Source organism: Burkholderia sp. MSMB2157WGS, from assembly GCF_001532755.1.
Taxonomy (GTDB): domain Bacteria; phylum Pseudomonadota; class Gammaproteobacteria; order Burkholderiales; family Burkholderiaceae; genus Burkholderia.
Map to the genome: position 1 here is coordinate 51970 of NZ_LPJG01000025.1, position 24095 is coordinate 76064.

Annotated in this window: 23 protein-coding genes; 16 read left to right on the top strand and 7 right to left on the bottom strand. The window is 65.9% G+C overall.

Annotated features, from left to right (window positions below; genetic code table 11):
• The first annotated feature begins 74 nt into the window (after window positions 1–74).
• Complete coding sequence (locus WT53_RS15205) at window positions 75–485, top strand: transposase (RefSeq protein ID WP_034207126.1); 411 nt, start codon at window positions 75–77, stop codon at window positions 483–485.
• A 103-nt stretch (window positions 486–588) separates the two neighbouring features.
• Here WT53_RS15205 and WT53_RS15210 read toward each other — a convergent pair whose 3' ends face one another.
• The 4 genes from WT53_RS15210 to WT53_RS15225 form a co-directional block, all read right to left on the bottom strand.
• Complete coding sequence (locus tag WT53_RS15210) at window positions 589–1050, bottom strand: DUF2147 domain-containing protein (protein WP_034207127.1); 462 nt, start codon at window positions 1048–1050, stop codon at window positions 589–591.
• Between the two features lie 174 nt (window positions 1051–1224).
• Window positions 1225–2910, bottom strand: a complete 1686-nt coding sequence (locus WT53_RS15215; protein WP_060260421.1) for a ShlB/FhaC/HecB family hemolysin secretion/activation protein — start codon at window positions 2908–2910, stop codon at window positions 1225–1227.
• Between the two features lie 144 nt (window positions 2911–3054).
• Complete coding sequence (locus WT53_RS15220) at window positions 3055–4404, bottom strand: collagen-like triple helix repeat-containing protein (RefSeq protein ID WP_034207129.1); 1350 nt, start codon at window positions 4402–4404, stop codon at window positions 3055–3057.
• A 40-nt stretch (window positions 4405–4444) separates the two neighbouring features.
• Window positions 4445–6046: a collagen-like triple helix repeat-containing protein gene (locus WT53_RS15225; RefSeq protein WP_034207130.1), complete on the bottom strand. Its 1602-nt coding sequence runs from the start codon at window positions 6044–6046 to the stop codon at window positions 4445–4447.
• A gap of 677 nt (window positions 6047–6723) precedes the next feature.
• On the opposite strand from WT53_RS15225, the gene WT53_RS15230 reads away from it, so the two are divergent.
• The 14 genes from WT53_RS15230 (at window position 6724) to WT53_RS15295 (ending at window position 20154) form a co-directional block, all read left to right on the top strand.
• Window positions 6724–6894, top strand: a complete 171-nt coding sequence (locus WT53_RS15230; protein WP_034207131.1) for a Flp family type IVb pilin — start codon at window positions 6724–6726, stop codon at window positions 6892–6894.
• An 85-nt stretch (window positions 6895–6979) separates the two neighbouring features.
• Window positions 6980–7474 (top strand): prepilin peptidase, encoded by a 495-nt coding sequence (locus WT53_RS15235; RefSeq protein ID WP_034207132.1) that lies wholly within the window; start codon window positions 6980–6982, stop codon window positions 7472–7474.
• Window positions 7471–7965, top strand: coding sequence for a TadE/TadG family type IV pilus assembly protein (locus tag WT53_RS15240; RefSeq protein ID WP_034207133.1), 495 nt, complete (start codon window positions 7471–7473; stop codon window positions 7963–7965). Before WT53_RS15235 ends, WT53_RS15240 begins: the two co-directional genes overlap by 4 nt.
• 95 nt (window positions 7966–8060) lie before the next feature.
• Window positions 8061–8960, top strand: a complete 900-nt coding sequence (gene cpaB, locus WT53_RS15245; protein WP_034207134.1) for a Flp pilus assembly protein CpaB — start codon at window positions 8061–8063, stop codon at window positions 8958–8960.
• Between the two features lie 21 nt (window positions 8961–8981).
• A complete protein-coding gene (locus WT53_RS15250) occupies window positions 8982–10313 on the top strand; it encodes a type II and III secretion system protein family protein (protein WP_034207135.1) in 1332 nt (443 codons plus the stop codon).
• 75 nt (window positions 10314–10388) lie between these two features.
• Window positions 10389–11627: a fimbrial protein gene (locus tag WT53_RS15255; protein ID WP_034207136.1), complete on the top strand. Its 1239-nt coding sequence runs from the start codon at window positions 10389–10391 to the stop codon at window positions 11625–11627.
• Window positions 11628–11630: 3 nt separating this feature from the next.
• Window positions 11631–12977, top strand: coding sequence for a CpaF family protein (locus tag WT53_RS15260; protein ID WP_034207137.1), 1347 nt, complete (start codon window positions 11631–11633; stop codon window positions 12975–12977).
• A complete protein-coding gene (locus WT53_RS15265; protein ID WP_060260425.1) occupies window positions 12970–13950 on the top strand; it encodes a type II secretion system F family protein in 981 nt (326 codons plus the stop codon). Before WT53_RS15260 ends, WT53_RS15265 begins: the two co-directional genes overlap by 8 nt.
• Before the next feature lie 4 nt (window positions 13951–13954).
• Window positions 13955–14953, top strand: a complete 999-nt coding sequence (locus WT53_RS15270; protein WP_034207139.1) for a type II secretion system F family protein — start codon at window positions 13955–13957, stop codon at window positions 14951–14953.
• A gap of 29 nt (window positions 14954–14982) precedes the next feature.
• Window positions 14983–15810, top strand: a complete 828-nt coding sequence (locus tag WT53_RS15275; RefSeq protein WP_034207140.1) for a pilus assembly protein — start codon at window positions 14983–14985, stop codon at window positions 15808–15810.
• A 23-nt stretch (window positions 15811–15833) separates the two neighbouring features.
• On the top strand, window positions 15834–16163 hold the full coding sequence (locus WT53_RS15280) for a DUF3613 domain-containing protein (protein WP_034207141.1): 330 nt from the start codon (window positions 15834–15836) through the stop codon (window positions 16161–16163).
• A 12-nt stretch (window positions 16164–16175) separates the two neighbouring features.
• A complete protein-coding gene (locus WT53_RS15285) occupies window positions 16176–17987 on the top strand; it encodes a TadG family pilus assembly protein (RefSeq protein WP_034207142.1) in 1812 nt (603 codons plus the stop codon).
• Window positions 17988–18000: 13 nt separating this feature from the next.
• Window positions 18001–19392: a sigma 54-interacting transcriptional regulator gene (locus tag WT53_RS15290; RefSeq protein WP_034207143.1), complete on the top strand. Its 1392-nt coding sequence runs from the start codon at window positions 18001–18003 to the stop codon at window positions 19390–19392.
• A gap of 54 nt (window positions 19393–19446) precedes the next feature.
• Window positions 19447–20154: a DUF2968 domain-containing protein gene (locus WT53_RS15295; RefSeq protein ID WP_034207144.1), complete on the top strand. Its 708-nt coding sequence runs from the start codon at window positions 19447–19449 to the stop codon at window positions 20152–20154.
• Window positions 20155–20236: 82 nt separating this feature from the next.
• On the opposite strand, the gene hfq is transcribed toward WT53_RS15295, so the two are convergent.
• A complete protein-coding gene (gene hfq, locus WT53_RS15300) occupies window positions 20237–20785 on the bottom strand; it encodes an RNA chaperone Hfq (RefSeq protein ID WP_059785501.1) in 549 nt (182 codons plus the stop codon).
• A gap of 295 nt (window positions 20786–21080) precedes the next feature.
• Here hfq and WT53_RS15305 point away from each other — a divergent pair, with 295 nt between their 5' ends.
• On the top strand, window positions 21081–21365 hold the full coding sequence (locus WT53_RS15305; RefSeq protein ID WP_034207146.1) for a PXPV repeat protein: 285 nt from the start codon (window positions 21081–21083) through the stop codon (window positions 21363–21365).
• A gap of 27 nt (window positions 21366–21392) precedes the next feature.
• Here WT53_RS15305 and WT53_RS15310 read toward each other — a convergent pair whose 3' ends face one another.
• Window positions 21393–22310, bottom strand: a complete 918-nt coding sequence (locus WT53_RS15310; protein WP_060260429.1) for a DUF1571 domain-containing protein — start codon at window positions 22308–22310, stop codon at window positions 21393–21395.
• 29 nt (window positions 22311–22339) lie between these two features.
• A complete protein-coding gene (locus tag WT53_RS15315; RefSeq protein ID WP_034207148.1) occupies window positions 22340–24094 on the bottom strand; it encodes an AMP-binding protein in 1755 nt (584 codons plus the stop codon).
• Window position 24095: the final 1 nt, after the last annotated feature.

Below are 24095 nucleotides of genomic sequence, written 5' to 3' on the forward strand. Positions count from 1 at the left end.
TCGGATTTGTCTTATATTCATCGTTGAGGTGAGCCGATATTGTGGTGTCATGGTTATTAAGGCTGGAGATGTCCATGACACCGTATCGCGATTTGACCGACCACGAATGGCGCTGCGTCGCGCCGCTTCTGCCCGAAATGCAGCCGCGCACCGAGTTGCGCGGCCGGCCGTTAGCCAATACGCGGGCCGTGCTGAACGGTGTGCTGTGGGTGATCTACAGTGGCGCAACATGGTCGGCCATGCCGCGCCGTTACCCGTCGTATCAGACATGCCATCGCCGTTTCAAGGTATGGCACGAAACGGGCACGCTGATGAACGTGATGCGTGAGCTCTACGGCGACGCCGGCATGAACCTGTGCAACGAACTGTCCGCGCGGATGCGCAAGCATACGCAATCGAAGGCGGCGGAGGCGCGTAGCAACGCGGCGCCCGCGTATCGTGCACCGGGTAGCTATGCATCGGATGCGATGAAGCACGCGGCGTGATGTCCTTCGGTTTTCGTTGTGCACGCCCCAAAAGGAAATCGGCCTGACGACGTCGTCGCAGGCCGATTTTTTTATTGAGCCGCGCGTTTTGGCGCGTACTGCGTTATTGCTGGCGGACCCAGGTCTGCGACCGGCCCAGCAGCGACACGCCGATGTAGCCGCGCACCACGAGCTTCTGGCCGCCGTCTTCAAGCGTCATCTTGCACTTGTAGACCTTGCCGTTCTCCGGGTCGAGAATGTTGCCGCCGTCCCAGTGGTCGCCGTCCTTCTTCATCGCCTTGATGATCGTCATGCCCTTGATGAGCTGATCCTTGCGCTCGTCCGTGCACGCGGTGCAGCGGCGATCGGGCGTATCGTTCGCGCCGAGGCCCTTGACGACCTTGCCCGTCAGCGAGCCGTCGCCGTCCTCGGCGATCTGCACGAGCGCTTTTGGTTGATGGGTGTTGTCGTCGATCGTCTGCCACATGCCGACGGGGCTGTCGGCTTGCGCGAACGTGGGGGTTGCGCACGCGAGCAGAGCGCCGGCAATGGCGATCGCACGCAACGGGCGGGTCAGTTGAATCATTGTCATCCTCCTTGTTTTGCATGTCTGTTCGATTGGCCCGCACGCCCGTCTGCATGGGGCGGGTCTGTTGCGAGCTTCGCCAGAATACGTGAAACCGTGCGCCACGTTTGATAGAGGGGACTCTAATCGAAACAGCCCGCGTGACGCGGGCTGTGAGGCGACTTTGGTGACCGATCAGTTGAGTTGATACGAGAACGCGGCGTTGATGCGCGGGCTGCGTGACGCGCTTTCGACCGGTGCGTCGCCCACCGGTTTCGCGACGTTCAGATCGAGACTGTAGTAGCGGCTGTCCGTGAGCCGCACGCCGATGCCGACCGACGACATGCGGTTCGGCGATGGCGTGCCCGAGTGAAGATACACACGCGCCATGTCGTATGCGATGTACGGCGTAATCGATTTCAGATACATCCAGCCCGGTGTGAAACCGCGGTTGACTTCGAGCGACATCCCCCAGCCCGAGTCGCCCGACGTTTCGCCCGGCTGGTAGCCGAGCGCGTAACGGGTCGAGCCGAACGAGATCTGTTCGGACGTCGGCAGCGAGTCGGGACTGTATTGCCCGGTCAGCGAAACCGACGTGCCGATCCGGAACGGCCATTCGTTCGTCTGTGTGAAGGTCGCGCCGGTGCGGACGAAGGTCAGCGAGATGGGGCTGTCCACCGAGGTCGTCGTCGTGCCGACGGTGATGTCCTGCGCTTTCGACGCGCCGAGGATGTTGAAGCCCTTCGCGACGTTGACGCTCAGCTTCTGTACCTGTTTCGGCTGGACGTTCGTGTAGTCGAGTTGCATCTGCAGCACGCGAACTTGCGATCGGTTATCGAGAGTCGCGCCGTTGATCTGGTTCTGGTAGCGGTCCTCGTTGTGCGACGCATAACCCGACACGGTGCCGAGCAGGCTACGCTGGTTGTTCAGCAGAATCGGATAGGAAGCCGAAAGACCGAGCTTCTCGTTCTTCACGGTGCGCTGGACGTATGACGGCAACCCCGGGTTATCGGTCGGTTTGCCGCGATACGTGCTGGCATCGAGGCGCGTGATCAGGCCGCTGCTGCCGACGGGCAGGGCGCCGCTGAACGCGAAGTAGGTCTGCTTGTCGCGTCCCGGCGGCGCGAGCGCCGAGATGCTCAACTGCTCGCCGAACGACGTGAGGCCGTTTTCGGTTGCGGTGATGAGGCCCTGGACGCCCGGGTGGTTGAAGTCGATACCCGTGCTGACGTTGAACGGCTTGCGATCCACCGCAAGTTCGAGCGTCGTCGCGCCGTCGGTGGTTTGCGGCGGCGGGACATTCGCTTTCACCGTCAGGCCGGGTAGCAGGCCGAACGTGTTCACGTAGCGCTCGAACGTCGCGCGGCGCAGCGGACGATCGGCCGTGATGTGCGCGGCGATTGCGCGAATCTTCGGTTCCATCGCGCCGGGTTTGCCGGTGACCTTGACGTCCGCCACGTAGCCTTCGACCACCGTGATGCGCACGACACCGTTCTCGAACGTCTGCGCGGGAACGAACGCGAACGACAGCGCGTAGCCGCGTTCCTGGTACAGCTTCGTCACGCCGTTGGCGGTTTCGATCAGCTCGCCGATCGTGATGTCCTTGCCGACGAGCGGTGTGAAGCGGCGCGTGATTTCCTCGAACGGCACCGACTTCACGCCTTCGACCTGGAACGTCGTCGGCGTCAGGTGTCGCGACAGCAGCTCCTGCAATTGCGGCGCCTGCGGTGCGACCTGAACGGTGACGTTCGGGCCCGTCTTCGGTGCGTTGATCTGGGGAAGGGAGTCGAGCGGGTTACCGCCGACGCGCGTTTGTGCCTGTGCCGTGCCTGCTGCCGCGATGGCGAGCAGCATCATCCATCTGTCGAGTCTGGATTTCATTGTTCTTCCTCGTAGGCCTTGCTTTTCGTCTTCTTTGTAATGCCGGCGCACGACACCAGGGTGTCGCGCGCCGCGTGCCGCAATGCCGGTTGTGTTTGTACGGCCGCGTCATTCGCTCCGGCTGCGATGACGCGACCGTCCTCCTTACTTGCCAACGCTACCCAACGTACCCAGCAACCCCGTGACCGGTGCCAGTAGCCCCGTCGAACCGCTGCCCGACGACGCCGTACCCGACACGCTGCCGACCAGCGACGTGACCGGCGCGAGCGGGCTCGAGCCCCCGGAGCCTGCCGCACCGCCGACCGCTCCGGTGACAGTATTCAGCAAACCGGTGACGGGCGCGAGAGGGTTAGCACTGCCCGCGCCGCCCGTTGCGCCGCCGAGCGTGCCGGTGACCGTCGACACGAGATTCGTGACGGGCGCGAGCGGGCCGCTGCCCGAGCCGCCCGCTGCGCCGCCGAGCGCGCCCGTGAGCGAGCCGAGCGGCGTCGAGCCGAGACCCGACAGCAGGCCGCCGAGCGGGTTCGTCGAACCGGAACCGGAGGACGAGCCGTTCTGGACGGTTGCCGTCGAGCCGCCGACGAGGCTCGTGATCAGGCCGGGGATCGGTGCCGCGCCGTTCGGGCCGTTCGGATTGACGAGGCCGCCCGTGTTGGTCACGGTATTGCCGACCGCGGTCACGAGCTGGCCGACGTCGCCGACGAGCGGCTGGCTCGACGTGCCGGCGACCTGCTTGCCGGCCGAGCTGATGGCGCCGCCGATCTGGCCGAGCAGGCCCGAGACGGGTTGGCCCAGGCCGGTCGTCGTGCCGACCTGCTGCGTGACCTGGCCGGCGGTGATCACGAGCGGCGTGATCGCCGAGCTGATCGGTTGCGTGACCTGCTGGACGGCGCCCGACGACAGCGTCGAGCCGATCGTCGTGCCGGCGGCCGTCAGGCCGTTGGCGACCGTATCGAGCACGGTGCCGACCGGCGTCGTGACCGGTGCGAGCGGTGCCAGCGGGCCGGTGCCCAGCGCCTTGACCGTCGAGCTCAGGCCGGACACCGTGTTGCTGGTCGCGCCGACGACGTTGCCGAGACCGGCAACCGTGGTGCCGACCGGGTCCTTCGTCGAGCCGATCTGCCCCAGCCCGTTGCTCACCGCATCGGCGGCCGCGCCGACGATCGTGCCGGTGCTGGACAGCGTGCTGCCGACGCCCTTCGTCACACCGTCGCCGAGGCCCGGCAGGCTGATGTTGCCGACCGTGCTGCCGAGGTCGGTGGCCGTCTGGCCGACCGTGCTGATGACGCCCTTGGTGCCGGTCGGCGAACCGCTGGTGCCGCTCGTGCCGGGCGTGCCGCTCGTGCTCGGGTTGTTGTTGTCGTTGCTGCTGGTCGGCGGCGAGCTGACGCCGCCACCGCCGCAGGCGGCCAGCAGGCACGCTGCGGCGAAGGCGGTGAGGGGCATGCGCCAGTGGCGCAGGGCGACCGTCGTGATCGAACGTTGCTGGGACATGATGGACTCCTCGCTGTCTTTTCGATGAATGGATGTCGGATTACTTGCCGTGCGTGCCGCCGAGCAGGCCGCCGATCAGCGACGTGACGGGCGCAAGCGGATTCGATGACGAGCCCGCGTTCGTGACGGCACCCGTGCCGCCGCTCAGTGCCGGTACGCCGACCGTGCTCGTGACCGTGGAGACGGCATTCGACACCGGTGCGAGCGGGCTGCTGCCGCCTGCGCCGCCCGTCACGCCGCCGAGTGCGCCCGTGACTGCGCCGAGGAGGCCCGTGACCGGTGCGAGCGGGCCGCCGCTGGTACCGCCCGTTGCGCCGCCGAGCGCGCCGGTGACCGTCGAGACGAGGCCCGTAACCGGTGCGAGCGGACCGCCGCTGCCGCCTGCTGCGCCGCCCAGTGCACCCGTGACCGTCGAGACGAGGCCCGTGACCGGTGCGAGCGGACCGCCGCTGCCGCCTGCTGCGCCACCCAGTGCACCCGTGACCGTCGAGACGAGCCCCGTGACCGGCGCGAGCGGGCCGCTGCCGCCACCCGTTGCGCCGCCGAGTGCGCCGGTCACCGTCGACACGAGACCCGTGAGCGGGGCAAGCGGGTTGGTCACGCCGCCGGTGCCGCCCGTGAGCAGGCCGCCGACGGCCTTCACGGTGTTGCCCGTCGACGAGACGGTGTTGCCGAGACCGGTGGTGACCGGGTTGCCGCCCGTCGATGCGAGCAGGGCGCCGGCCTGATTCAGCCCGTTGCCGACCGTGCCGAGCAGCGTGTTGACCGGCGCGCCGAGGCCGGTTGCCGTGCCGATCGTCTGGGTCGTCTGGCCGACCATCGTCGTGATCGGCGTGATGGCCGAGCTGACCGTCTGCGTGACCTGCTGGATCGGGCCGGTCGACAGCACGTTGGTGAGCGTGGTGCCGCCGTTCGACACGGCGCCGCCGAGCGTCGTGACGAGGCCGCCGACCGCGCCCGTAACCGGCGCGAGCGGCGACAGCGGGCCGCTGCCGAGGCTCGTGACCAGGTTGCCCGTTTGCGTGACTGCGCCGCCGAGCTGATTGACCACGCCGCCCGTGCTGGCGACCGTGGTGCCGATCGGATCCTTCGTCGCGCCGAGCTGGCCGAGCCCGTTGCCGAGGCCGTTGCCCAGCGCAGAGACCGCGCCGCCCACGCTTTGTACGATGCCGCCCGCGGCTTGCGTGGTGGCCGGATTGACGCCCGGCAGCGTTTGGCTACCGATGACGGAGCCGAGACCGGAGACGGTGCTGCCGGCATTCGTGATGATGTTGCTGCCGCTTGCGAGGACATTTCCCACCGGGTTCGCCGACACACCGGAGGTGCCGGACGTACCGCTCGTGCCTGAGGTTCCGCTGGTGCCGGACGTGCCGCTCGTACCCGAGGTTCCGCTGGTGCCGGACGTGCCGCTCGTGCCCGAGGTTCCGCTCGTGCCGGAGGTACCGCTCGTACCCGACGTGCCGCTCGAGCCGTTGCCGCCCGACGTGGAGATCGTATCGCCGCCGCCGGAGCTCGAGCCGCCGCCGAGACCCTGGCTGATGGAGCCGGAGCCGCCGCACGCGGAAAGGGAAAGCATGGCTGCAACGGTGGCCGCGATCAGAGTCGTCCGGAACACGCCATGGGGGATAACCTTAATGTCCATTTCGTCCTCGCATTAAAAATGTGTTGTGAACTGCGTTGTGTTGAGTGGTGCGAGGACTACTCTGCAACTGTCGTGCCATTTCGATGCCCGACCGTTCGACGACCGGTTTTAAACGAGGCAATTCCTTGTCGGAGAAGGAAGTTATGGAAATTGAAAGATTGTTGAATCTGTTTAAGTGCTGATGAATGAGAACGGTTTCGGCCGTTTCGTAACGTAACGTCACAACATTGGCGTTACGGATGCGGCGTAACGTGGGGCCCACGCAGGTTTGGTGGACGAGGCAATTGTTTTACTGGTGGATTAGGTGTGCACATCTAACCTATCGTAAATCCTATGTGTAAGTCGTACCGAAACGCCGTACAAATACGTTGTGCTCCTGATCATTTTTTCCGCCCGAGTAGTTGAAAAGAGGTTGGAATTTAAATGGGAACGGATATAGAATCGGGAGCAGATGTAAGCAAATGTACGGTTCGGTACACTACGTTCGAGGAGGGGCACTATCGCGAATGTTAACTTGCATCAAATCGTGAGCAATGCCCTTCGGGGCGACCTATAAAGAAAGCGCACCCGGTTGTCGTTACAGCAGATGTGGCGAACGGCTGGGGCAAACGGCCAGATATGCGGGGACGTATACGTATAAAAGGCCAGAAAACGTAAATACAGGCACGAGGAATAAAATGAAAGCAATCATCAAGCGTTTCCTTAAGGAAGAAGACGGGGTTACCGCAGTCGAGTACGGACTCATCGCCGGACTCATCGCCGTCGCTCTCGTCAGTGCCATGAGCACGTTGACGGGTGGCATCTCGAATGCGTTCACCTACATCGCCAGCAAACTGCCGGCGGCATAACGAACGAGCTTTGCTCATTTCCCTGTGTCAGGGGCGCGGATTGCTTCGGCAATCCGCGCGGTAAGTTTTGCCGTTCGGGGTGTAAATGGTCCTGCTCACTGGCGTCGGGGTTTTCCTCGCGTGGGCGATGCTCGTCGCGCTCGAGGACATCCGTCATAGGCGTATACCGAATTCACTGGTGATCGGTGGATTCGTGTCTGCATTTGTGCTCGCCGGACATAATCCGTTCGGCATATCCGTGAATCAGGCGCTCATTGGCGTACTGGTCGGTTTTCTGAGCCTCTTTCCCTTTTTTGTGCTGCGCGTAATGGGTGCCGCGGATGTAAAAGTATTCGCGGTGCTGGGCGCGTGGTGCGGCCCGCATGCGCTGCTGTGGCTCTGGATCATTGCGAGCCTGCTGGCATTCGCGCATGCCGGCACGCTGATATTCGCCACCCGTACGCCCGTGTCGGCGTTGTGGCAGCGGCGTTCGCCGACGATGCAGATCGCCGGTTTTCGGGCGTCGCCGTATGCCGCGTTCCTCGTGATTCCCGCGGCGCTGTGGTGCCTGTACCGGATCGCGACCGGGGGGATGCAATGACGGCCGTTTGTCCGGTACCCGGCATGCGACGTCGCGAGCGCGGTGCGACGGCGATCGAATTTGCGCTGATGTTGCCCGTGTTCTTCCTGATCCTGTACGCGATCATCACGTACGGGATGATCTTCGCGGCCCAGCAGAACCTGACGCTTGCCGCAACGGAAGGCGCTCGCGCCGCGCTGAACTATCAGCAGGTCGGTGCGGCCGCGTCGGTGCAGGCAGCGCAGCAAGCCGCGTTGGCGGCGCGAGCCCAGGCCGCATGCACGGCCGCGACGAACCTGACCACGTGGCTGAAAGGGTCGACATGCTCGCCCACGCAGCAAGGCAATTGTTCGTACGACCCGACGATGCTGTGCGTGCAGATCACGCTGACCTACCCCTACTCGCAGAGTCCCCTGATTCCGGCGTTCCCGCTGCTCGGTTCGCTGTTGCCGGTGCCATCGACACTCACCGGAACCGCGATGGTGCAGATCAGCCCGGTCAACATCATATAGACGGCAGCTGCGGCGTCGTGCCGGGTCGAGGGCGCCCGGTCGGCAACGTTGCGTGGAGAATTCAATCGTGAGTAGCGGGGAAGCATAACAACACCATGGCCAACAATCTGACGAAGATCATTGCGGGTTTGCTGATCGCGATCGCGATTCTGCTCGGCGTCTATGCATGGATGCTCGGTCGCAAGCCGGCCGATGTCGCGCCGGTTGCCTCGACGGTCGCCACGCAGAGCGTGCCGGTCGTCGTGACGACTCGGCCGTTGCAAGCCGGCCAACCGATTCCGGCCGATGCGCTGAAGGTCCAGCAGTCGACCGCCGCGCCCCAGGGGGCGTTCGCCGATCCGCTGCAACTGGTCGGTCGCACCCCGGCAGCCGACATTCCCGCCCATGCGGCCGTCGTCGCGAGCGCATTGTCGTCCGGTCTCGCCGAGCAGATCGCACCGGGAGAGCGCGCCGTCGCGATCAAGGTCGACGAGACCAACGCGGTCGGCAATCGCGTGCGCCCCGGCAACTATGTCGACGTGTTCGTGAATCTGAAGCGCGACGGGACCGGCGTGGCGATCGGCGGGACGTCGACGGCGGAGATCGTGAATACTCAGGCGCGGCTGCTGATGTCGAAGGTTCGTGTGCTGTCGTTCGGCGATGCAACGACCGAGCGAGACAGTTCGAACGGCTCGGTGGTCGGGACGCGGACCGCGGTGCTGGCCGTGCCCACCGCACAGGTCGACGCGCTGACGCTCGCCGAGCAGAGCGGTCGACTCCTGCTCGCGCTGCGTAACCCACGCGACGACGATGTCGCGGCGCAAACCGTCGCGGTTCGCGTCGGCGACGACAAGAGCCCGTCGGCGGTTGCCGCTGCCGGCATGGTGCTGGGCGAGTTGTCGAAGAGTGCGACGGCGCCGGCTCCGCGTGTGGCGCCGCGGGTGGTCGCACGGCGTCCGAGCGGTGGCGGCATCGAAGTGATTCGGGGTGGGCGGACCGAAACGGTCGCTTATTGAGTGGGACGAAGACGGCAAACAATGAAAAAGAAACTGATTGGTTTGGCTATTGCATTGAGCGCGCTGGCGATGCCGCCGCTGTCGGACGCGGCCGACACGAGCGGGACGATCAGCCTTGCAATCGGCGCGCAACGGCAGCTTGCGACGGGGCGTGCGCTGCAGCGGGTTGCGGTCGGCGATCCGTCGGTGGCCGACGTGGTCGTCGTCAAGGGCGGGCGCGGCGGCGTGCTGCTGGTGGCGAAGAATGCCGGCGCGACGAACGTGATGATCTGGGAGCGCGGCCGCGACGAGCCGACCGTCTATAACGTGAACGTCACGAGCGGGGCGGCGCGGGCACTCCTCGACGGCGCGTCGCCGAGCGTGAATACGTACGGCGGCACGACGGTGATCGGCGGTACGTCCGGAACGCTCGACGGCCATCAGCGGGCCGTGCATGCGGCGAAGACGGTCGGCGGCAAGGACGGGACGACGCTGGATGCGTCGACGATCTCTGGCAAGAATGTCGTGCAGGTCGACGTGCGGGTCGTCGAATTCAGCCGCTCGGTGCTGAAGCAGGCGGGGCTCAATTTCTTCAAGCAGAGCAACGGCTTTGCGTTCGGGGCCTTCGCGCCGACGGGGCTGACGTCGATTACCGGCTCGCCGAACAGCTCGCTCACCTACAACACGAACGTGCCGATTTCGTCGGCGTTCAACCTCGTCATCCATTCCATGTCCCGCGGGTTGTTCGCCGACCTGTCGATTCTCGAGGCGAATAACCTGGCCCGAGTACTCGCGCAGCCGACGCTCGTCGCGTTGTCCGGCCAGAGCGCGAATTTCCTCGCGGGCGGCGAAATTCCGGTGCCGGTGCCGCAATCGCTCGGCACGATCTCGATCGAGTGGAAACCCTACGGCGTCGGGCTGACGGTTACGCCGACCGTGCTGAATCCGCGGCGGATCGCGCTGAAGGTCGCGCCCGAATCGAGCCAGCTCGACTTCGTGCATTCGATCACGATCAACGGCGTGCAGGTGCCCGCGTTGACGACGCGGCGTGCGGACACGACGGTCGAGCTCGGCGACGGCGAAAGCTTCGTGATCGGCGGCTTGATCGACCGCGAGACCACGTCCAACGTCAACAAGGTGCCGTTCCTGGGCGATCTGCCGATCATCGGCGCGTTTTTCAAGAATCTGAGCTACCAGCAGAACGACAAGGAGCTCGTGATCATCGTGACGCCGCATCTCGTTGCACCGATCGCGCAGGGCGCACCGCTGCCGGCGACGCCGGGGGAGCTGTCCGAGCAGCGCGACGGTCCGGTGTGGCGTTCGTACCTGGGCGGCATGGCATCGCCGGACGCAGGGCCGGGGTTCTCGAAATGAGCGCGCCGAATCGTTACCGGACCGCGCAGGCCGTCGCGCATGACGCGATGCCTTGCTTCATTGGGAGTATTCAAGATGAATGCGAGAACCTATTCCTTGGCTGAGCCCGCCGTCACCGACCACTTCGTCTGCGCATCCTCTCTTGCCGAGCATGTGCATTGGCTGTCGCAATCGCTGGTGTCCGCCGGCGCGGTCGAAGGGGTACCGCTCGACGGCGCCGCGCTGTCGCAGCGTATCGGCGTGTTGAATCCGGCGCTGGTATTCATCGATTTTTCCGGTGATTGCGCGGCTGCAAGCACGGTGGTATCCGCGGTACGCGCGGCGCATCCGGGCGTGCCGGTCGTCGCACTGGGCTCGCTCGCGCAACCCGAAGGCGCACTCGCCGCGCTGCGCGCGGGGGTGCGCGATTTCGTCGATTTTTCCGCACCGGCCGACGAAGCGCTGCGGATCACGCGGGTGTTGCTCGACAACGTCGGCGAGCCGGCGAATCGCCATGGGAAGGTCACCGCATTGCTCGGTGCGCGCGCCGGGATGGGGGTGAGCACGCTCGCCGCGAACCTGTCGGTGCTGATGCAGCGCCGGCCGGCCGCCCCCGCGCACACGGCGGCGCTCCTCGATCTCGGGCTGCCGGCCGGCGACGGCGCGCTGTTCCTGAACACGCGCTGCGAATTTCATTTCGTCGAGGCGGTGCGCAACCTGCGCCGGATCGACCGCACGTTCGTGACGACTGCGCTCGCGCGCCACTCGAGCGGCGTCGCCCTGACGACGCTGCCGCCGAATCTCGCCGAGCTGCGCGACGTGGCGACGGCGTCGTGTGCGGCGCTGCTGAACCGGCTGCGGGCGTTCTTCGATCACCAGATCGTCGATCTCGGCGGCTTTCCGAATCGCGAATTCATCGCGCAGGTCGTGAACCTGGCGGACGAAGCATGGCTGGTTTGCGACCAGGGCGTGGCGTCGGTCGTGTCTGCCGTCGAGATGCTGGACGGGTTGCGCGAGGCCGGTGCCGCGACCGACCGGATCCGGCTCGTCGTCAACCAGTTCGACGCCGAGCTCGGCTTGATGCCCGCGCAGATCGCCGAACGGCTCGAACTGTCGCTGGTTGCGACGCTGCCGTCGCGGCGCGTGTCGATCGGGCATGCGGCGAACCAGGGCAAGCTGATCGCCGAGGTCGCGGAACGCGATCCGTACGTCCGTGCGCTCGGGCCGCTGGTCGAGCGCCTCGCGGGCGCGCCGGCGCCCGGAGCGACCCCGCGTGCGGCCGGCGGCCTCTCGGCGCTCAGGCGCATCATTCAATCCTCAACGAAGCGGTCGTAAGCGATGGCACACGACATTCAATTTGCCGACGGCGCAGCGCCGTTCTCGCAAACGCAACAGTTCCACGACATCAAGAATGCCGCGCACGAGCATCTGCTCACGCGGATCGAGGAGCTGGGTGCCGAATTCGGCCGTTGGTCGCGACAGGCGATCAACCAGTTCGTCGATCTCGAAATCGACAGCTTCGTGCGGCTACGGCGCATCCCGCTCAACGAGAGCGAGGTGCGCGCGGTGGCCGAGGCGCTGACGAAGGAGCTCGCCGGCTTCGGGCCGATCGAAGACCTGTTGGCCGACCCGCACGTCGAGGACATCCTGATCAACGGCTACAACGACATCTACGTGTCGCGCCACGGGATCCTGTCGAAGCTGCCGATCCGCTTTACCGACAACGCGCATCTGCTGCGGATCGTGCGACGGATTCTCGCACCGGTTGGCCGGCGGCTCGACGAATCGAACCCGATGGTCGATGCGCGGCTGCCCGACGGCGGGCGGGTCAACGTCGTGATCGAACCGCTGTCGATCGACGGGCCGGTCGTATCGATCCGGAAATTTCGCAAGGACCCGTTGAAGCCCGAGGACCTGCTGGGCAACGGCACCTACAACGAGGAAATCGGCCGGCTGCTCGAAGCCGCGGTCGATGCGCGCTGCAACGTCCTCGTGTCGGGCGGCACCAGTTCGGGCAAGACGTCGCTGCTCAACGCGCTGGCGTTTCACATCCCGATGGCCGAACGCGTCGTGACGATCGAGGATACGGCCGAACTGTCGTTGAATCACCCGCACGTCGTGCGGCTCGAGAGCCGTCCCGGCGGGTTCGACGGCAGCGGCGTGGTGACGATTCGCGACCTGCTGCGAAACACGCTGCGGATGCGGCCGGACCGGATCATCGTCGGCGAAGTGCGCGGCGGCGAAGTGCTCGAAATGCTGCAGGCGATGAATACCGGCCACGACGGATCGATGGGTACCGTGCACGCCAGCTCGCCGCGCGAATGCCTGTACCGGCTCGAGATGCTGGCCGGCTTCGCCGGTTTTCAGGGCACCGAAGCAAGCCTGCGGCGGCAGATCGCCAACGCGATCGACTTCATCGTGCAGATCGGCCGGCTGTCCAACGGCCGCCGCCGCATCCTGTCGATCACCGAAGTCACCGGCATGTCGGACAACGTCGTGTCGACGCAGGAGCTGTATCGCTACGAGGCGCGCGTCACGCCGGAGGGCGAAGAGATCGATCATTGGGAGTCGCTCGGCATTCATCCGCATTCGCCGAAGCTGGCACGTTTCCGCAGCACGCTGGTGTCCGCGGGCGGCGGCGGGTTCGGTGGCAACTTCGGGCGAGGCGGGGGCTTCAATGTCTAGCGCCACCTTGCTCGCGCTGATGTTCGCGCTGATCTGCGCGGCGGCCGGATTGCTGCTGTGGCGCGGAAGTCAGGTGCGTGAAGGGCGTGCGCATACGCAGCGGTTCTTCGACAGCCGCGTGGGACAGGGCGCGCGTTCCGCTCCCCCGACTGGCGATACGCGCCCCGCACGCGCCCCGGCGGCCGGTACGGCGAACGCGCAGGCAGTCGAACAAGGGCTCGCGCGCTGGCGCGCGTCGGTGCTCGACGCGTGGACCGTGCTGTCCGACCGCGCGGGCCTCGATGAAGTGCGCACCGGGCTCGTGATGGTGGTTGCAGTCATCGTGCTGCTCGCGTTGTGGGCCGGCATGGCCGGCGGCGCGCTCGCCGCGGCGGCGGCGGCCGTGGCGGGCAGTGTGCTCGTCGTTCTGTGGGTCACGTCGCGCATCAGCCGGCGCCGCCTGAAGATCGTCCGTCAGTTGCCGTCGTTTCTCGACGGGATCGTGCGGCTCGTGACGCTCGGGAACAGCGTGCCGGCGGCGTTCCAGTCGGCGCTGCAGACGGCCGAGATGCCGCTGCGCCGCTGCCTCGACGACGTGTCGCAGATGCTGCGCTCCGGCGTCGAGATCGACCGCGCGATGCTGCACATCGCGCACACCTACCGTATCCGCGAATTCGAACTGGTCGGGGCGGTGCTGCGTCTGTCGGTCCGCTACGGCGGACGGGCGGACGTGATGCTCGACCGGATGTCGACCTTCATGCGCGATCTCGAGCAGGCGGAACGCGAACTGTCCGCGATGTCGGCCGAGACCCGGCTGTCGGCGTGGGTGCTGGCGCTGTTGCCGATCGCGGTCGGCAGCTTCGTCATCGCGACGAGCCCACGCTACTTCACGGCGATGTGGAGCGACGATAACGGACGTCAGCTGATTTACCTGGCGTTCGCGCTGCAGGCGATCGGCGGTCTCTGGCTGTTCCGGCTCGCGCGGCTGAGGTGAATCGATGGATGCAAACCGTTTAGGCGCGCTGGCGCTGGTGCTCGGATCGATCGGCGTGCTGCTGCTTGCCGCGCTCGCGATCGTCCGCGTCGTGCTCGTGCAGCGTGCCGAGCGCGCGCTGGCGCATGCGCTCGACCGCCGGGCCGCCGCAGTCGAAGCGGCTGCCGCGCGCGCCGGCTCCGCCGAAGCGGCACGCGAGGCGGTGACACCGCCCGCGCCGCGTGTCCGTTTCGCGGGGCTGCGCGAACGTTTCGAAGACGTCGGGATGCGGTGGCTCGATACCGGCTTCAGCAGATATCTGATCGCCGACGAAGATCGCCAACTGCTCGAACAGTGCGGTTTCGTCGACGTGCGTGCCAGAGCGCTGTTCGTCGGCGCTCGCATCGTCTGCGCGATCCTGCTGCCGGCGCTCGCGGTGCTGGTACTGATCGGCCGCGGGCAACAGGCGCGCTGGCCGCTGTGGATATCCGTCGCGCTCGTGACCGGCTACATGCTGCCGAAGATCTATGTGCGCCGGCGCGCCACCGCGCGCCGGCAGAGCATCGCGGCCGAACTGCCGCTGCTCGTCGACATGTTGCGGCTGCTGCAGGGCGTCGGCCTGTCGCTCGACCAGAGCATCCAGGTCGTTACGCACGATTTTCAGACGATGCTGCCGGTGCTGTCGTGGGAACTCGGCGTCGCGCAGCGGCAGTTCGCGGCCGGGCGCACGCGCGAGCAATCGCTGCAACGCCTGACGAACAGTTTCGACAACGAGGATTTGCGCGCGATCGTGCGCTTGCTGATTCAGGTCGACAAGCATGGCGGCGCGGTGCAAGAGCCGCTGAAACAATTCGGTGACCGTCTGCGCGAAGGGCGTCGCGCGACGCTGCGCGAACAGATCGGTCGCCTGACGGTGAAGATGACCGGCGTGATGATCGTCACGCTGTTGCCGGCACTGTTGATCGTGACCGCGGGGCCGGGGATCATGACCGTGCTGTCCGCGCTTGCTGCGATTCAGCATTGATGCGGCATGAGGGGAAGGAGCGACACGAGATGAATCGATTGGGTTGGGTTCGCACGCTCGCAGGCGCGACGGCGTGCGCGTTGCTCGCCAGCGGGTGCGCGATGTTCAAGGAATCCGGATACGGAATCGGCGCGCAGGCCGAACGCGGCGCGCTGATGCAGGCCGCCGCCGACAAGAATGCGCCGCCCGATACGCCGGGCATGTATCTGGGCCTGATCGAGCGGATGCAGGGGCAGGGGCTGTATTTTGCGTCGCTCGCGCACATCGATCAGTACGAGAAGCAATATGGTGCATCGCCCGACACGATCCTGCTGCGTGCCGACGCTTTGCGCGCGACCGGCCAGTACGACGCCGGCGTGGCCGCTTATACCAAGTTGCTGACGACGCCGCTCGCTGCGCGCGGCTATCGCGGGCTGGGGCTGACCGCCGGCGCCCGCGGCGATTTCGCGCTGGCCGCGCAGCAGCTCGAACAGGCGACGGTACTTGCGCCGACCGATGCGGCGACGTTGTCCGACCTCGCGTATTCGAAGATGCGTGAAGGCGATCTGGCGGGGGCGCGCGTGCCGCTGCTGAAGGCGGCCGAACTCGAGCAGAAGAACCCGAAGATCCTCAGCAACTTCGTGCTGTATCTGCTCGCGACCGGCCATGCGAAAGATGCGCGGCGGCTGATGGATCAGCAGAAGCTGTCGCCCGCGGTGCGCGGCCAGATTCGTGACGACGAGACGAAGGTTGCGGCGGCGATGCGCGCGAAGCAGCGCGCCATCGCCTATGCGCCGGCCAGCGTGTCCGTGCCGTCGGTGGCGAGCAGCGACAATTTCGATCTTGCCGTGCCGCTGCTGCAGCGTTTCGCGCGATAACGACGATATTCACGGAGGCCATCATGTTTCACCTTTCCTCAATCCGCGTGCGGGTCGTGGGCATCGCGTTCGCGTGCTCGCTGGGCGCGGGCGTCGCGCATGCGCAAAGCGACACGCCGGCGTCTGAAATCGGTCACGCGACCAGCGCGCTGCTCGACCTGCAGCGCTCGAATCGGGCGGCCGCTACGCCGCAACCGATCGACGGCACGGCCGGGACGTATGCGTATCAGCGCTATATCGACTCGTTCAAGACGCCGATTCCGCAGTGGTTCGGCACGATGTCGGCGTCGGGCGGCGGCAGCAGCGGCGGCAGCGGCAGCGGCGGGCTGTCCGGCGGCGATCTCGCGCGCTGACGGAGCAAAACGGTGACTACCCGGCACAGTGGCGGCACGATCCGCCGCGCGTCACGACAGCGCGGCGCGTTCTCGGTGATGGCGATCATCGCGATGCTGATCGCCGTCACCACGCTTGGCGCCATTGGCGTCGGTAATCTCTTTTACCAGCGTCGAGACGTGCAGCGAATTGCCGACATGGCTGCGCTCGCGGCCGTGCAGCGGATGGACGATGCCTGTTCGCAGCCGACTGCCACCGCGACCAGCAATGCGCAATCGAACGGGCTCAATGCGTCGAACGGCGACACGATCAGCATCGAATGCGGCCGCTGGGACACGTCTGCGAATCCGGCACCCAGCTACTACGCCGCCGCGACATCCGGGACCACGCAGTTGAACGCCGCCAAGGTGGTCGTCACGCGCCAGGTGCCGTTCTTCTTCGTCGGACCGCCGCAGACGGTGTCCGCGGTATCGACCGCGCGTTCGACGAACATCGATACGTTCTCGGTGGGCGCGACCCTTGCCGCGCTCGGCGGGGTTGGCTGCTCGGGCGGATCGGCGCCGACGTCCGGCAATCCGGGGCTCGTCAACGGGCTGATCGGCGCGCTGCTCGGCGCCAACCTGAACCTGAACATCGCGTCGTATCAAGCGCTTGCGTGCACCAACGTGACGGTCGGCGACCTCGTCGTGGCGGCGGGCGTCGGCACGGTCGATCAACTGCTCGCGCTGAAGCTCACGCTGCCGCAACTGATCCAGTTGATGGTGAAGGCGGCCTCGCAGACGTCCGTCGTGAACGCAAGCCTGCAGGCGAGCGTGGCCGCGCTGCAGGCGATCGTGAACGCCAACGTCCCGGGGACGTCGGTCGGTCTCGGCGGCGCGGGCGGGTTGCTGAACGTCGCGCTCGCGGATACGCAGGCGGCCCTCAACGCACAGGTCGATCTGCTCGACCTGCTGATGGTCGGCGCGGAGATCGCGGCAACGGGCAAGCCGGCGGTCACGGTCAATGTGCCGTCGCTGAATCTCGGCGGGCTGACGGGAACGCAGTTGCAGGTGCAGATCATCAGCCCGCCGTCGATCGGCGTTGGCGAGGGCGGGATCGATCCGGCGACGGGAACGTGGCGTACGAAGGCGTCGACGGCGGCAGTGGGCGTGTATCTGAATGTCGCTCTCGGCACCGCGCAGTTACCGATACTCGGAACGTTGCTGAATCAGATCGCATCGATCGATGTCAAGCTTCCGATTTACCTGCAAGTCGGCACCGGTACCGCATGGCTGAATTCGACGCAATGTGCGTCCACGCAGGAGGCGAGTACCGTCGTCATTACGGCGCAACCGGGCGTGGCCAATCTGTGCATCGGTCAGCCGCCGCTCGATGCATCGGGCAAGATCAGTCTGTCGTCGAATTACAGTTGTGCGTCGCCGGCGCAGATCATCGACGTGAACGCGGTGCTCGGGCTTGTTCGGGTGACGGCCTCCATGTCGAACGTATCCGTGCAGGTGCAGGGGGCTTCCCAATCGCACACGTTCAATGGCGTGCCGGGAATCGACGCGAACTATTGGACCGTGAATTCGAATGCGCTCGGCTCAGCGCTCAGTTCGGCGCTGACTCAACTCGCGGCTGCGACGATCACTGTCAACCTCCGCTTGGCCGACCTGACCAGTTTGCCGATACCGTCTTCCTTCGTATCGACGCTGCTCGGTTTTCTGACCAGTCTGCTCGGCCCGGTGCTGTCGAGCCTTGACGCAGTCCTCGTGCCGCTGCTGAATCTGCTCGGCGTCCAGGTCGGCGCGGCGACGGTCCATCAGATCTCGCTCAGTTGCGGGGTCGCCCAAACGGTTTACTGAAGAAGCAGATCAGATGAGAAATACGCCCGCAATCGAAGAGCTCGACCTGTACGTCTGGGAAGGCAAGGCGGACATCGTCGACCGCGTCGCCCGATGCATGGCGAGCTTCGACGTCGAAGTGATCCGCGCCGACAACGCGGCGGTCTCGCCCGAGCGCGCCGCGATGCGGCGGTCGCTGGCGATCATCAGCGTGACGATGATCGAAGGCGGCGCGGCATTCCTGCGCGACTGGCAGGCCAACATCGGCATGCCGGTGGTCTGGGTCGGCGCGGCGCGCGACCACGACGCGTCGCAGTACCCGCCCGAGTATTCGCACATCCTGCCGCTCGACTTCACGTGCGCGGAACTGCGCGGCATGATCGGCAAGCTCGTCACGCAACTGCGTGCGCACGCGGCCGAAACGTTGCAGCCATCCGAACTCGTCGCGCACTCCGAATCGATGCAGGCGCTGCTGCACGAAGTCGATACGTTCGCCGACTGCGACACCAACGTCCTGCTGCACGGCGAAACCGGCGTCGGCAAGGAGCGCATCGCGCAACTGCTGCACGAAAAGCATTCGCGCTATCGGCACGGCGAATTCGTGCCGGTCAACTGCGGCGCGATTCCGGACGGCCTGTTCGAATCGCTGTTCTTCGGCCATGCGAAAGGATCGTTCACCGGCGCGGTTGTTGCGCATAAAGGCTATTTCGAGCAGGCGGCCGGCGGCACGCTGTTCCTCGACGAAGTCGGCGATCTGCCGCTGTATCAGCAGGTCAAGCTGCTGCGGGTGCTCGAGGACGGCGCGGTGCTGCGGGTCGGCGCGACGGCGCCGGTGAAGGTCGATTTCCGTCTGGTCGCGGCGAGCAACAAGAAGCTGCCGCAGCTCGTCAAGGAAGGGTTGTTCCGCGCCGATCTCTACTACCGGCTCGCGGTGATCGAGCTGAGCATCCCGTCGCTGGAGGAGCGCGGCGCGGTGGACAAGATCGCGCTGTTCAAGTCGTTCGTTGCCCAGGTGGTCGGCGAGGAGCGGCTCGCCGAGTTGTCCGATCTGCCGTACTGGCTTACGGATTCGGTCGCGGACAGCTATTTCCCCGGCAACGTGCGCGAATTGCGCAACCTCGCCGAGCGCGTCGGCGTGACGGTGCGGCAGACGGGCGGCTGGGATGCCGCGCGACTGCAGCGGCTGATCGCGCACGCACGCAGCGCGGCCCAGCCGGTGCCGGCGGAGAGTGCGGCCGAGGTGTTCGTCGATCGCAGCAAGTGGGACATGAACGAGCGCAGCCGCGTGATCGCGGCGCTCGACGCAAACGGTTGGCGGCGTCAGGACACGGCCCAGCAGCTCGGCATCAGCCGCAAGGTATTGTGGGAAAAAATGCGCAAATATCAGATCTTCGACGAAGAGCCCGAGACCCGCGAAAGCGAGTAATTAATGAGATAAAATCGCGGTGAATTACAACGACTCGGGCGGGAATAAAATTTCATGAGCCATATGACGGGGTTGAGGCGGGTAGGCGTGTTGCTCGCCATGATGGGAGGCATGCAAGGCGCGTTCGCGCAGGGGCTGGCAGGCAGCGATTCGCCGGCGGTGCAGCAGGCGTCGGCGCCGGTGGCCGCGATTCCGGTGATCGATTCGCAGGCGCAGACGTCGATACAGCCGCAGGCCGGCGAGACGACGGGGCCGAGCACGGTCGACGATTTGCAACGCCAGATCCAGGCGCATTCGCTGACGGAAATGCGCACGAGCTACAACGGCAGCTACGGCGCGAGCCTGCTGTTCAACGTCAAGGACGGTGCGTATTTCGTCGCGCTGTTCCAGCAGAAGGCGTTCTGGCGCGTGATCAAGACTTACGACGAAACGCGCGCGGAAGCGATCTATCGCGATTTCTCGCATCAGGCGGAGCGGCTGGCCGTCAACGAACTGCGAGCGGCGAAGCTGGAATCGCAGAAGGCGCAAATGGACAAGCAGATCGAAGTCACGCAGGAGCGCGCGCGGCGGCTGCAGGCGGACATCTCGATCGCGCGCCAGCAGCAGGCTGCGGTGGCGGATCGCCAGAAGAGCGTGCGGAGCGAAACGGCGGCGCTGCAAGCGCAACAGGCGCAGCTGCAGTCGCAATTGCGGGCGTTGCAGCAGCAGGTGCGTTCGCTGCAGCGCGAGGCCGACGCGGGGCTGCCGACGACGGCCCGCTGAACCCGGTGACGGCGGTGCGGCCACGCGCCGCATCGGCCGTACCAGTGAAAAGGGCAAGCCGGTTGGCTTGCCCTTTTTGTTTTTACTGGCCGTCCGGCACGATTCGCCGGCGGCGCGTCACGATGACCGGCCCGTTGCCACCGCGGGAATCCGACGGCGCGGCGTTGCCGGATGCATCGCCGGTGTCGCGCGGCGCGCCGTAGCTTTCACGCGGCTCGCGCGGTTCACGCGGTGCGCCGTAGCCTTCGCGCGGTTCGCGCGAACCGTAGCCTTCACGCGGCTCGCGGGCGCCGTAGCCGCCGTCGCCGCGCGATTCGCGCGGGCCGCCGTGCGAGCCGTACGGGCTGTGACCGCCGCCTTCACGGCCGCCGGGGCGACCGCCGGTGCGCGGGCCGCGGGGGCCGCCGCCGGGGCGCGAGCCGCCGGTGTCGAGCTGGATCGTGGAAATCGCACGCTTGTAGATGCCTTGCAGACCCACGGGGGTGCGCAGCATCACCAGATACTGGTCGAACGACTCGATACACCCCGTCAGACGAATGCCGTTGACGAGATAGATTTCAACACGCTTACGTTCCTTGCGTGCCGAATTGATGAAGTCGTTTTGCGGATGGGATTCTGCGGGATTGGCCATTGAGGTGCGGCAGGAGCCTGCGTCAGAGAATATGTTGTGCGTGTGTGTGGCGTGTTCGTCCACAAGGCGTTTGGCGGAATTCTACCTTGTTCGATAGGGAAGCGCGCAGTCGTGATTGTGTCGAACCGTAACCCACTATAGACGTTCCCGCGCATTTTCGCGATCAGGCCGAACGGCCAAAGTCGTTTCGTTACGTCGCGTTACGACTCTCGCAACCCCGTATCACCTCGGTGCGCGCGTCGCGCTTACATTGATCGCGCGAGCCGGGCGGGCCGGCTCATCAGGGATCCGGAGCATGAACAAGAGGCAGGTGGCAGGGATGATCGGGAGCATGGCGTTGCTCGTTTCCGGTAGTGCAATGGCGGGGCATGTGGACCTGTCGGTCGGCATCGGCGTGCCGGTCGCGCCGGTCTATGTCGAACCGGCGCCGGTCTATGTGGCGCCGCAGCCCGCCGTCGTCGCCTATCCGGGCTACGGATACGGCTATGACGGCGATGACGACGACGATCGCTATCGCAAGTGGCGCAAGCACTATTACAAGCACTGGCATCGGCACCACGGCGACGACGATGACGATTGAGCCCCGTGGCGGCCCCGTCGGCGCGCGTCAGAACGCGTAGTCGGGGTTTTTCGGGTCGAATGCGGTGTCGTCGAGGGGTGTCGGCGCGATTTTCTCGATGACGATCCGCTCGAAAATCCTGCCGTCGTTGTCATAGGACTCGACGGTCCGGAAATAGGGGGCGTGCAGGTCGAGCCCCAGCACTTCCTTTTTCGCATAGAACTGCGGCCGGCCGGTCGGCGTTTCGTACGTGAGCGCGACGACGCGCACGCCGCCGATCGTCCTGGCTTGCACGTCGGTCGGTCGCTGTACGCCGGCTTCCAGGTATTTCTTCCCTTCGGCCAGGTACAGGTTCGCGATGAATTCGGTGCCGAGATCCTTCACCTGGTGATTCGACTGGGCGCGCGCGAGCGCGCCGTCGATCGCCGTCCATAACGGAATCTTGCCGAGCAGGCCGCCGAGATGGCCGTACATCTCGTCCTTGCGCTGCGTCGTGTCGTAGATCGTCTCCTGTCCGGCATGCGCGCCGCCCGGCAACCATTTCGCATACACGCGCAGCGGCTCGCGGGTCGTCTTCACGAGCATGCGGTCGGGCGTGTCGGACCATTTCCCGTTGATGCGCTCCTGGCGCACCATCGTGAACTGGTAAGACGGATAGCCGTTGGGGCCGTTACGGATATAGAGCGGCACGGCCAGCGGATCGAGCGCCTTGAAGAGCGCCGTGAGCGTTGCATCGTCGAGTTGCGCGAGCGTGCCGCGCTGGGCCGCCGTGCGCAGCCAGCGCGCCTGCTGCGCGAGCGGCTCGTGCGTGACCTTCGCGAGATCCGCGGGGAGCGCGGCGGCCGGTGCCGCGCTCGCGGCGTCGGCCTGTTCCTGTGCATGCAAGCCCGCCTGCGCGAGCGACAGCACGCATGCGACGGCTGCCGCGGCGGCATGCCGCGCGCGGCGCTTCATTCCTTCGTTCATCGATAGCGTCTCCCGCAGCGATGGATCGTTCAGCCTTGCTTCGCGGCCTGGATTTTGGCGAGTTCCTCGTCGCGCAGCGCGCGGCGCAGGATCTTGCCGACGTTCGTCTGCGGCAGTGCGTCGCGGAACTCGACGAATTTCGGCATCTTGTAGCCGGTCAGGTTCTTGCGGCAGTGCGCGAGTACGTCCTCGGCCGTCAACGACGGGTCGCGACGCACGACGAACACCTTGATCCGCTCGCCCTGTACTTCGTCCGGAATGCCGATGGCCGCGGCTTCGCTGATGCCGGGATGCATCACGAGCACTTCCTCGATCTCGTTCGGATACACGTTGAAGCCCGACACGAGGATCATGTCCTTCTTGCGATCGATGAGGCGGATGAAGCCGCGTTCGTCCATCACGCCGATGTCGCCGGTGGCGAGCCAGCCGTCGGCGTCGATCACCTTGGCCGTCTCGTCGGGGCGCTGCCAGTAGCCGCGCATCACCTGCGGGCCGCGCACGCACAGCTCGCCCGGCTCGCCGATCGCGGCCCAGGTGCCGTCCTCGCGACGAAAGCGCACGACGGTCGATGGCGCGGGCAGGCCGATCGAACCGCTGAACGCGGCCATGTCGTTCAGGTCCACGGGATTCATCGTGACGATCGGCGAACACTCCGTGAGACCGTAGCCTTCGACCACCGGCCGGCCCGTCACCTGCTGGAAGCGCTCGGCGACCGCGCGCTGCATCGCCATCCCGCCCGCCATCGCGAGCTTGAGCTTCGAGAAGTCGCGCTGGCGGAATTCGTCGTTGTCGAGGAACGCGTTGTACAGCGTGTTGATGCCGGTGATCCCCGTGAACGTCTCGTGGCGGATGATCTTCATCACCATCTTCATGTCGCGCGGATTCGCGATCAGGATGTTGCGGCCGCCGAGCCCCATGAAGATGAACGCGTTCACCGTCAGCGAATAGATGTGATAGAGCGGCAGCGGCGTGAGCACGGTTTCGACGTCGCCCGACACCTGGTCGGCAATCCAGGCCTTCGCCTGCAGCAGGTTCGCGATCAGGTTGCCGTGCGTGAGCATCGCGCCTTTCGCGACGCCGGTCGTGCCGCCCGTGTACTGCAGGAACGCGAGATCGTCGCGCGTGGTCTGCACCGGTTGCGGCTTGCCGCGCGCGCCGAGCGCGAGGGCGGAGCGCAGCCGGACCGCCTGCGGCAGGTGATAGGCCGGCACGAGCTTCTTCACGTGCTTCAGCACGAAATTGATCAGGCGTCCTTTCGCGTTGAAACCGTCGGCGAGCAGATCGCCGAGCGCGGTGACGACGATGTGTTTCACCTGCGTTTCCGGCAGCGCGTCCTGCAGCGTGCGCGCGAAGTTCTCGAACACGACGATCGTCTGCGCGCCGCTGTCCTTCAGCTGGTGCGCGAGTTCGCGCACGGTGTAGAGCGGATTCACGTTGACGACGATCGCGCCGGCCTTCAGCGTGCCGAACAGCGCGACCGGATACTGGAACGTGTTCGGCAGCATGATCGCGACGCGGTCGCCGGGCTTCACGCCGAGGCTTTGCAGATACGACGCGAACGCGTCGACTTTCCGCGCGAGCGTGCGGTAGGTCATCGACGCGCCGGCGCTCACGTAGGCGACGCGGTCGGCGAAGCGGGTCGTGCATTCGTCGAAGAACTGCACGAGCGACGCGTATTGCGTGACGTCGATCTCGTGCGGGACGCCGGGCGGGTACGACGCGTACCAGATGGCATCGGTGTTCGGCGGAATCTGAGCCGAGGTGGGTGCTGCGGAAGATGACATG

Excerpts from the sequence above, each read along its gene's own strand:
- WT53_RS15205 (WP_034207126.1), top strand. The coding sequence starts at position 75 with ATGACACCGTATCGCGATTTGACCGACCACGAATGGCGCTGCGTCGCG.
- WT53_RS15210 (WP_034207127.1), bottom strand. The coding sequence starts at position 1,050 with ATGATTCAACTGACCCGCCCGTTGCGTGCGATCGCCATTGCCGGCGCT.
- WT53_RS15215 (WP_060260421.1), bottom strand. The coding sequence starts at position 2,910 with ATGAAATCCAGACTCGACAGATGGATGATGCTGCTCGCCATCGCGGCA.
- WT53_RS15220 (WP_034207129.1), bottom strand. The coding sequence starts at position 4,404 with ATGTCCCAGCAACGTTCGATCACGACGGTCGCCCTGCGCCACTGGCGC.
- WT53_RS15225 (WP_034207130.1), bottom strand. The coding sequence starts at position 6,046 with ATGGACATTAAGGTTATCCCCCATGGCGTGTTCCGGACGACTCTGATC.
- WT53_RS15230 (WP_034207131.1), top strand. The coding sequence starts at position 6,724 with ATGAAAGCAATCATCAAGCGTTTCCTTAAGGAAGAAGACGGGGTTACC.
- WT53_RS15235 (WP_034207132.1), top strand. The coding sequence starts at position 6,980 with ATGGTCCTGCTCACTGGCGTCGGGGTTTTCCTCGCGTGGGCGATGCTC.
- WT53_RS15240 (WP_034207133.1), top strand. The coding sequence starts at position 7,471 with ATGACGGCCGTTTGTCCGGTACCCGGCATGCGACGTCGCGAGCGCGGT.
- cpaB (WP_034207134.1), top strand. The coding sequence starts at position 8,061 with ATGGCCAACAATCTGACGAAGATCATTGCGGGTTTGCTGATCGCGATC.
- WT53_RS15250 (WP_034207135.1), top strand. The coding sequence starts at position 8,982 with ATGAAAAAGAAACTGATTGGTTTGGCTATTGCATTGAGCGCGCTGGCG.
- WT53_RS15255 (WP_034207136.1), top strand. The coding sequence starts at position 10,389 with ATGAATGCGAGAACCTATTCCTTGGCTGAGCCCGCCGTCACCGACCAC.
- WT53_RS15260 (WP_034207137.1), top strand. The coding sequence starts at position 11,631 with ATGGCACACGACATTCAATTTGCCGACGGCGCAGCGCCGTTCTCGCAA.
- WT53_RS15265 (WP_060260425.1), top strand. The coding sequence starts at position 12,970 with ATGTCTAGCGCCACCTTGCTCGCGCTGATGTTCGCGCTGATCTGCGCG.
- WT53_RS15270 (WP_034207139.1), top strand. The coding sequence starts at position 13,955 with ATGGATGCAAACCGTTTAGGCGCGCTGGCGCTGGTGCTCGGATCGATC.
- WT53_RS15275 (WP_034207140.1), top strand. The coding sequence starts at position 14,983 with ATGAATCGATTGGGTTGGGTTCGCACGCTCGCAGGCGCGACGGCGTGC.
- WT53_RS15280 (WP_034207141.1), top strand. The coding sequence starts at position 15,834 with ATGTTTCACCTTTCCTCAATCCGCGTGCGGGTCGTGGGCATCGCGTTC.
- WT53_RS15290 (WP_034207143.1), top strand. The coding sequence starts at position 18,001 with ATGAGAAATACGCCCGCAATCGAAGAGCTCGACCTGTACGTCTGGGAA.
- WT53_RS15295 (WP_034207144.1), top strand. The coding sequence starts at position 19,447 with ATGAGCCATATGACGGGGTTGAGGCGGGTAGGCGTGTTGCTCGCCATG.
- hfq (WP_059785501.1), bottom strand. The coding sequence starts at position 20,785 with ATGGCCAATCCCGCAGAATCCCATCCGCAAAACGACTTCATCAATTCG.
- WT53_RS15305 (WP_034207146.1), top strand. The coding sequence starts at position 21,081 with ATGAACAAGAGGCAGGTGGCAGGGATGATCGGGAGCATGGCGTTGCTC.
- WT53_RS15310 (WP_060260429.1), bottom strand. The coding sequence starts at position 22,310 with ATGAACGAAGGAATGAAGCGCCGCGCGCGGCATGCCGCCGCGGCAGCC.
- WT53_RS15315 (WP_034207148.1), bottom strand. The coding sequence starts at position 24,094 with ATGTCATCTTCCGCAGCACCCACCTCGGCTCAGATTCCGCCGAACACC.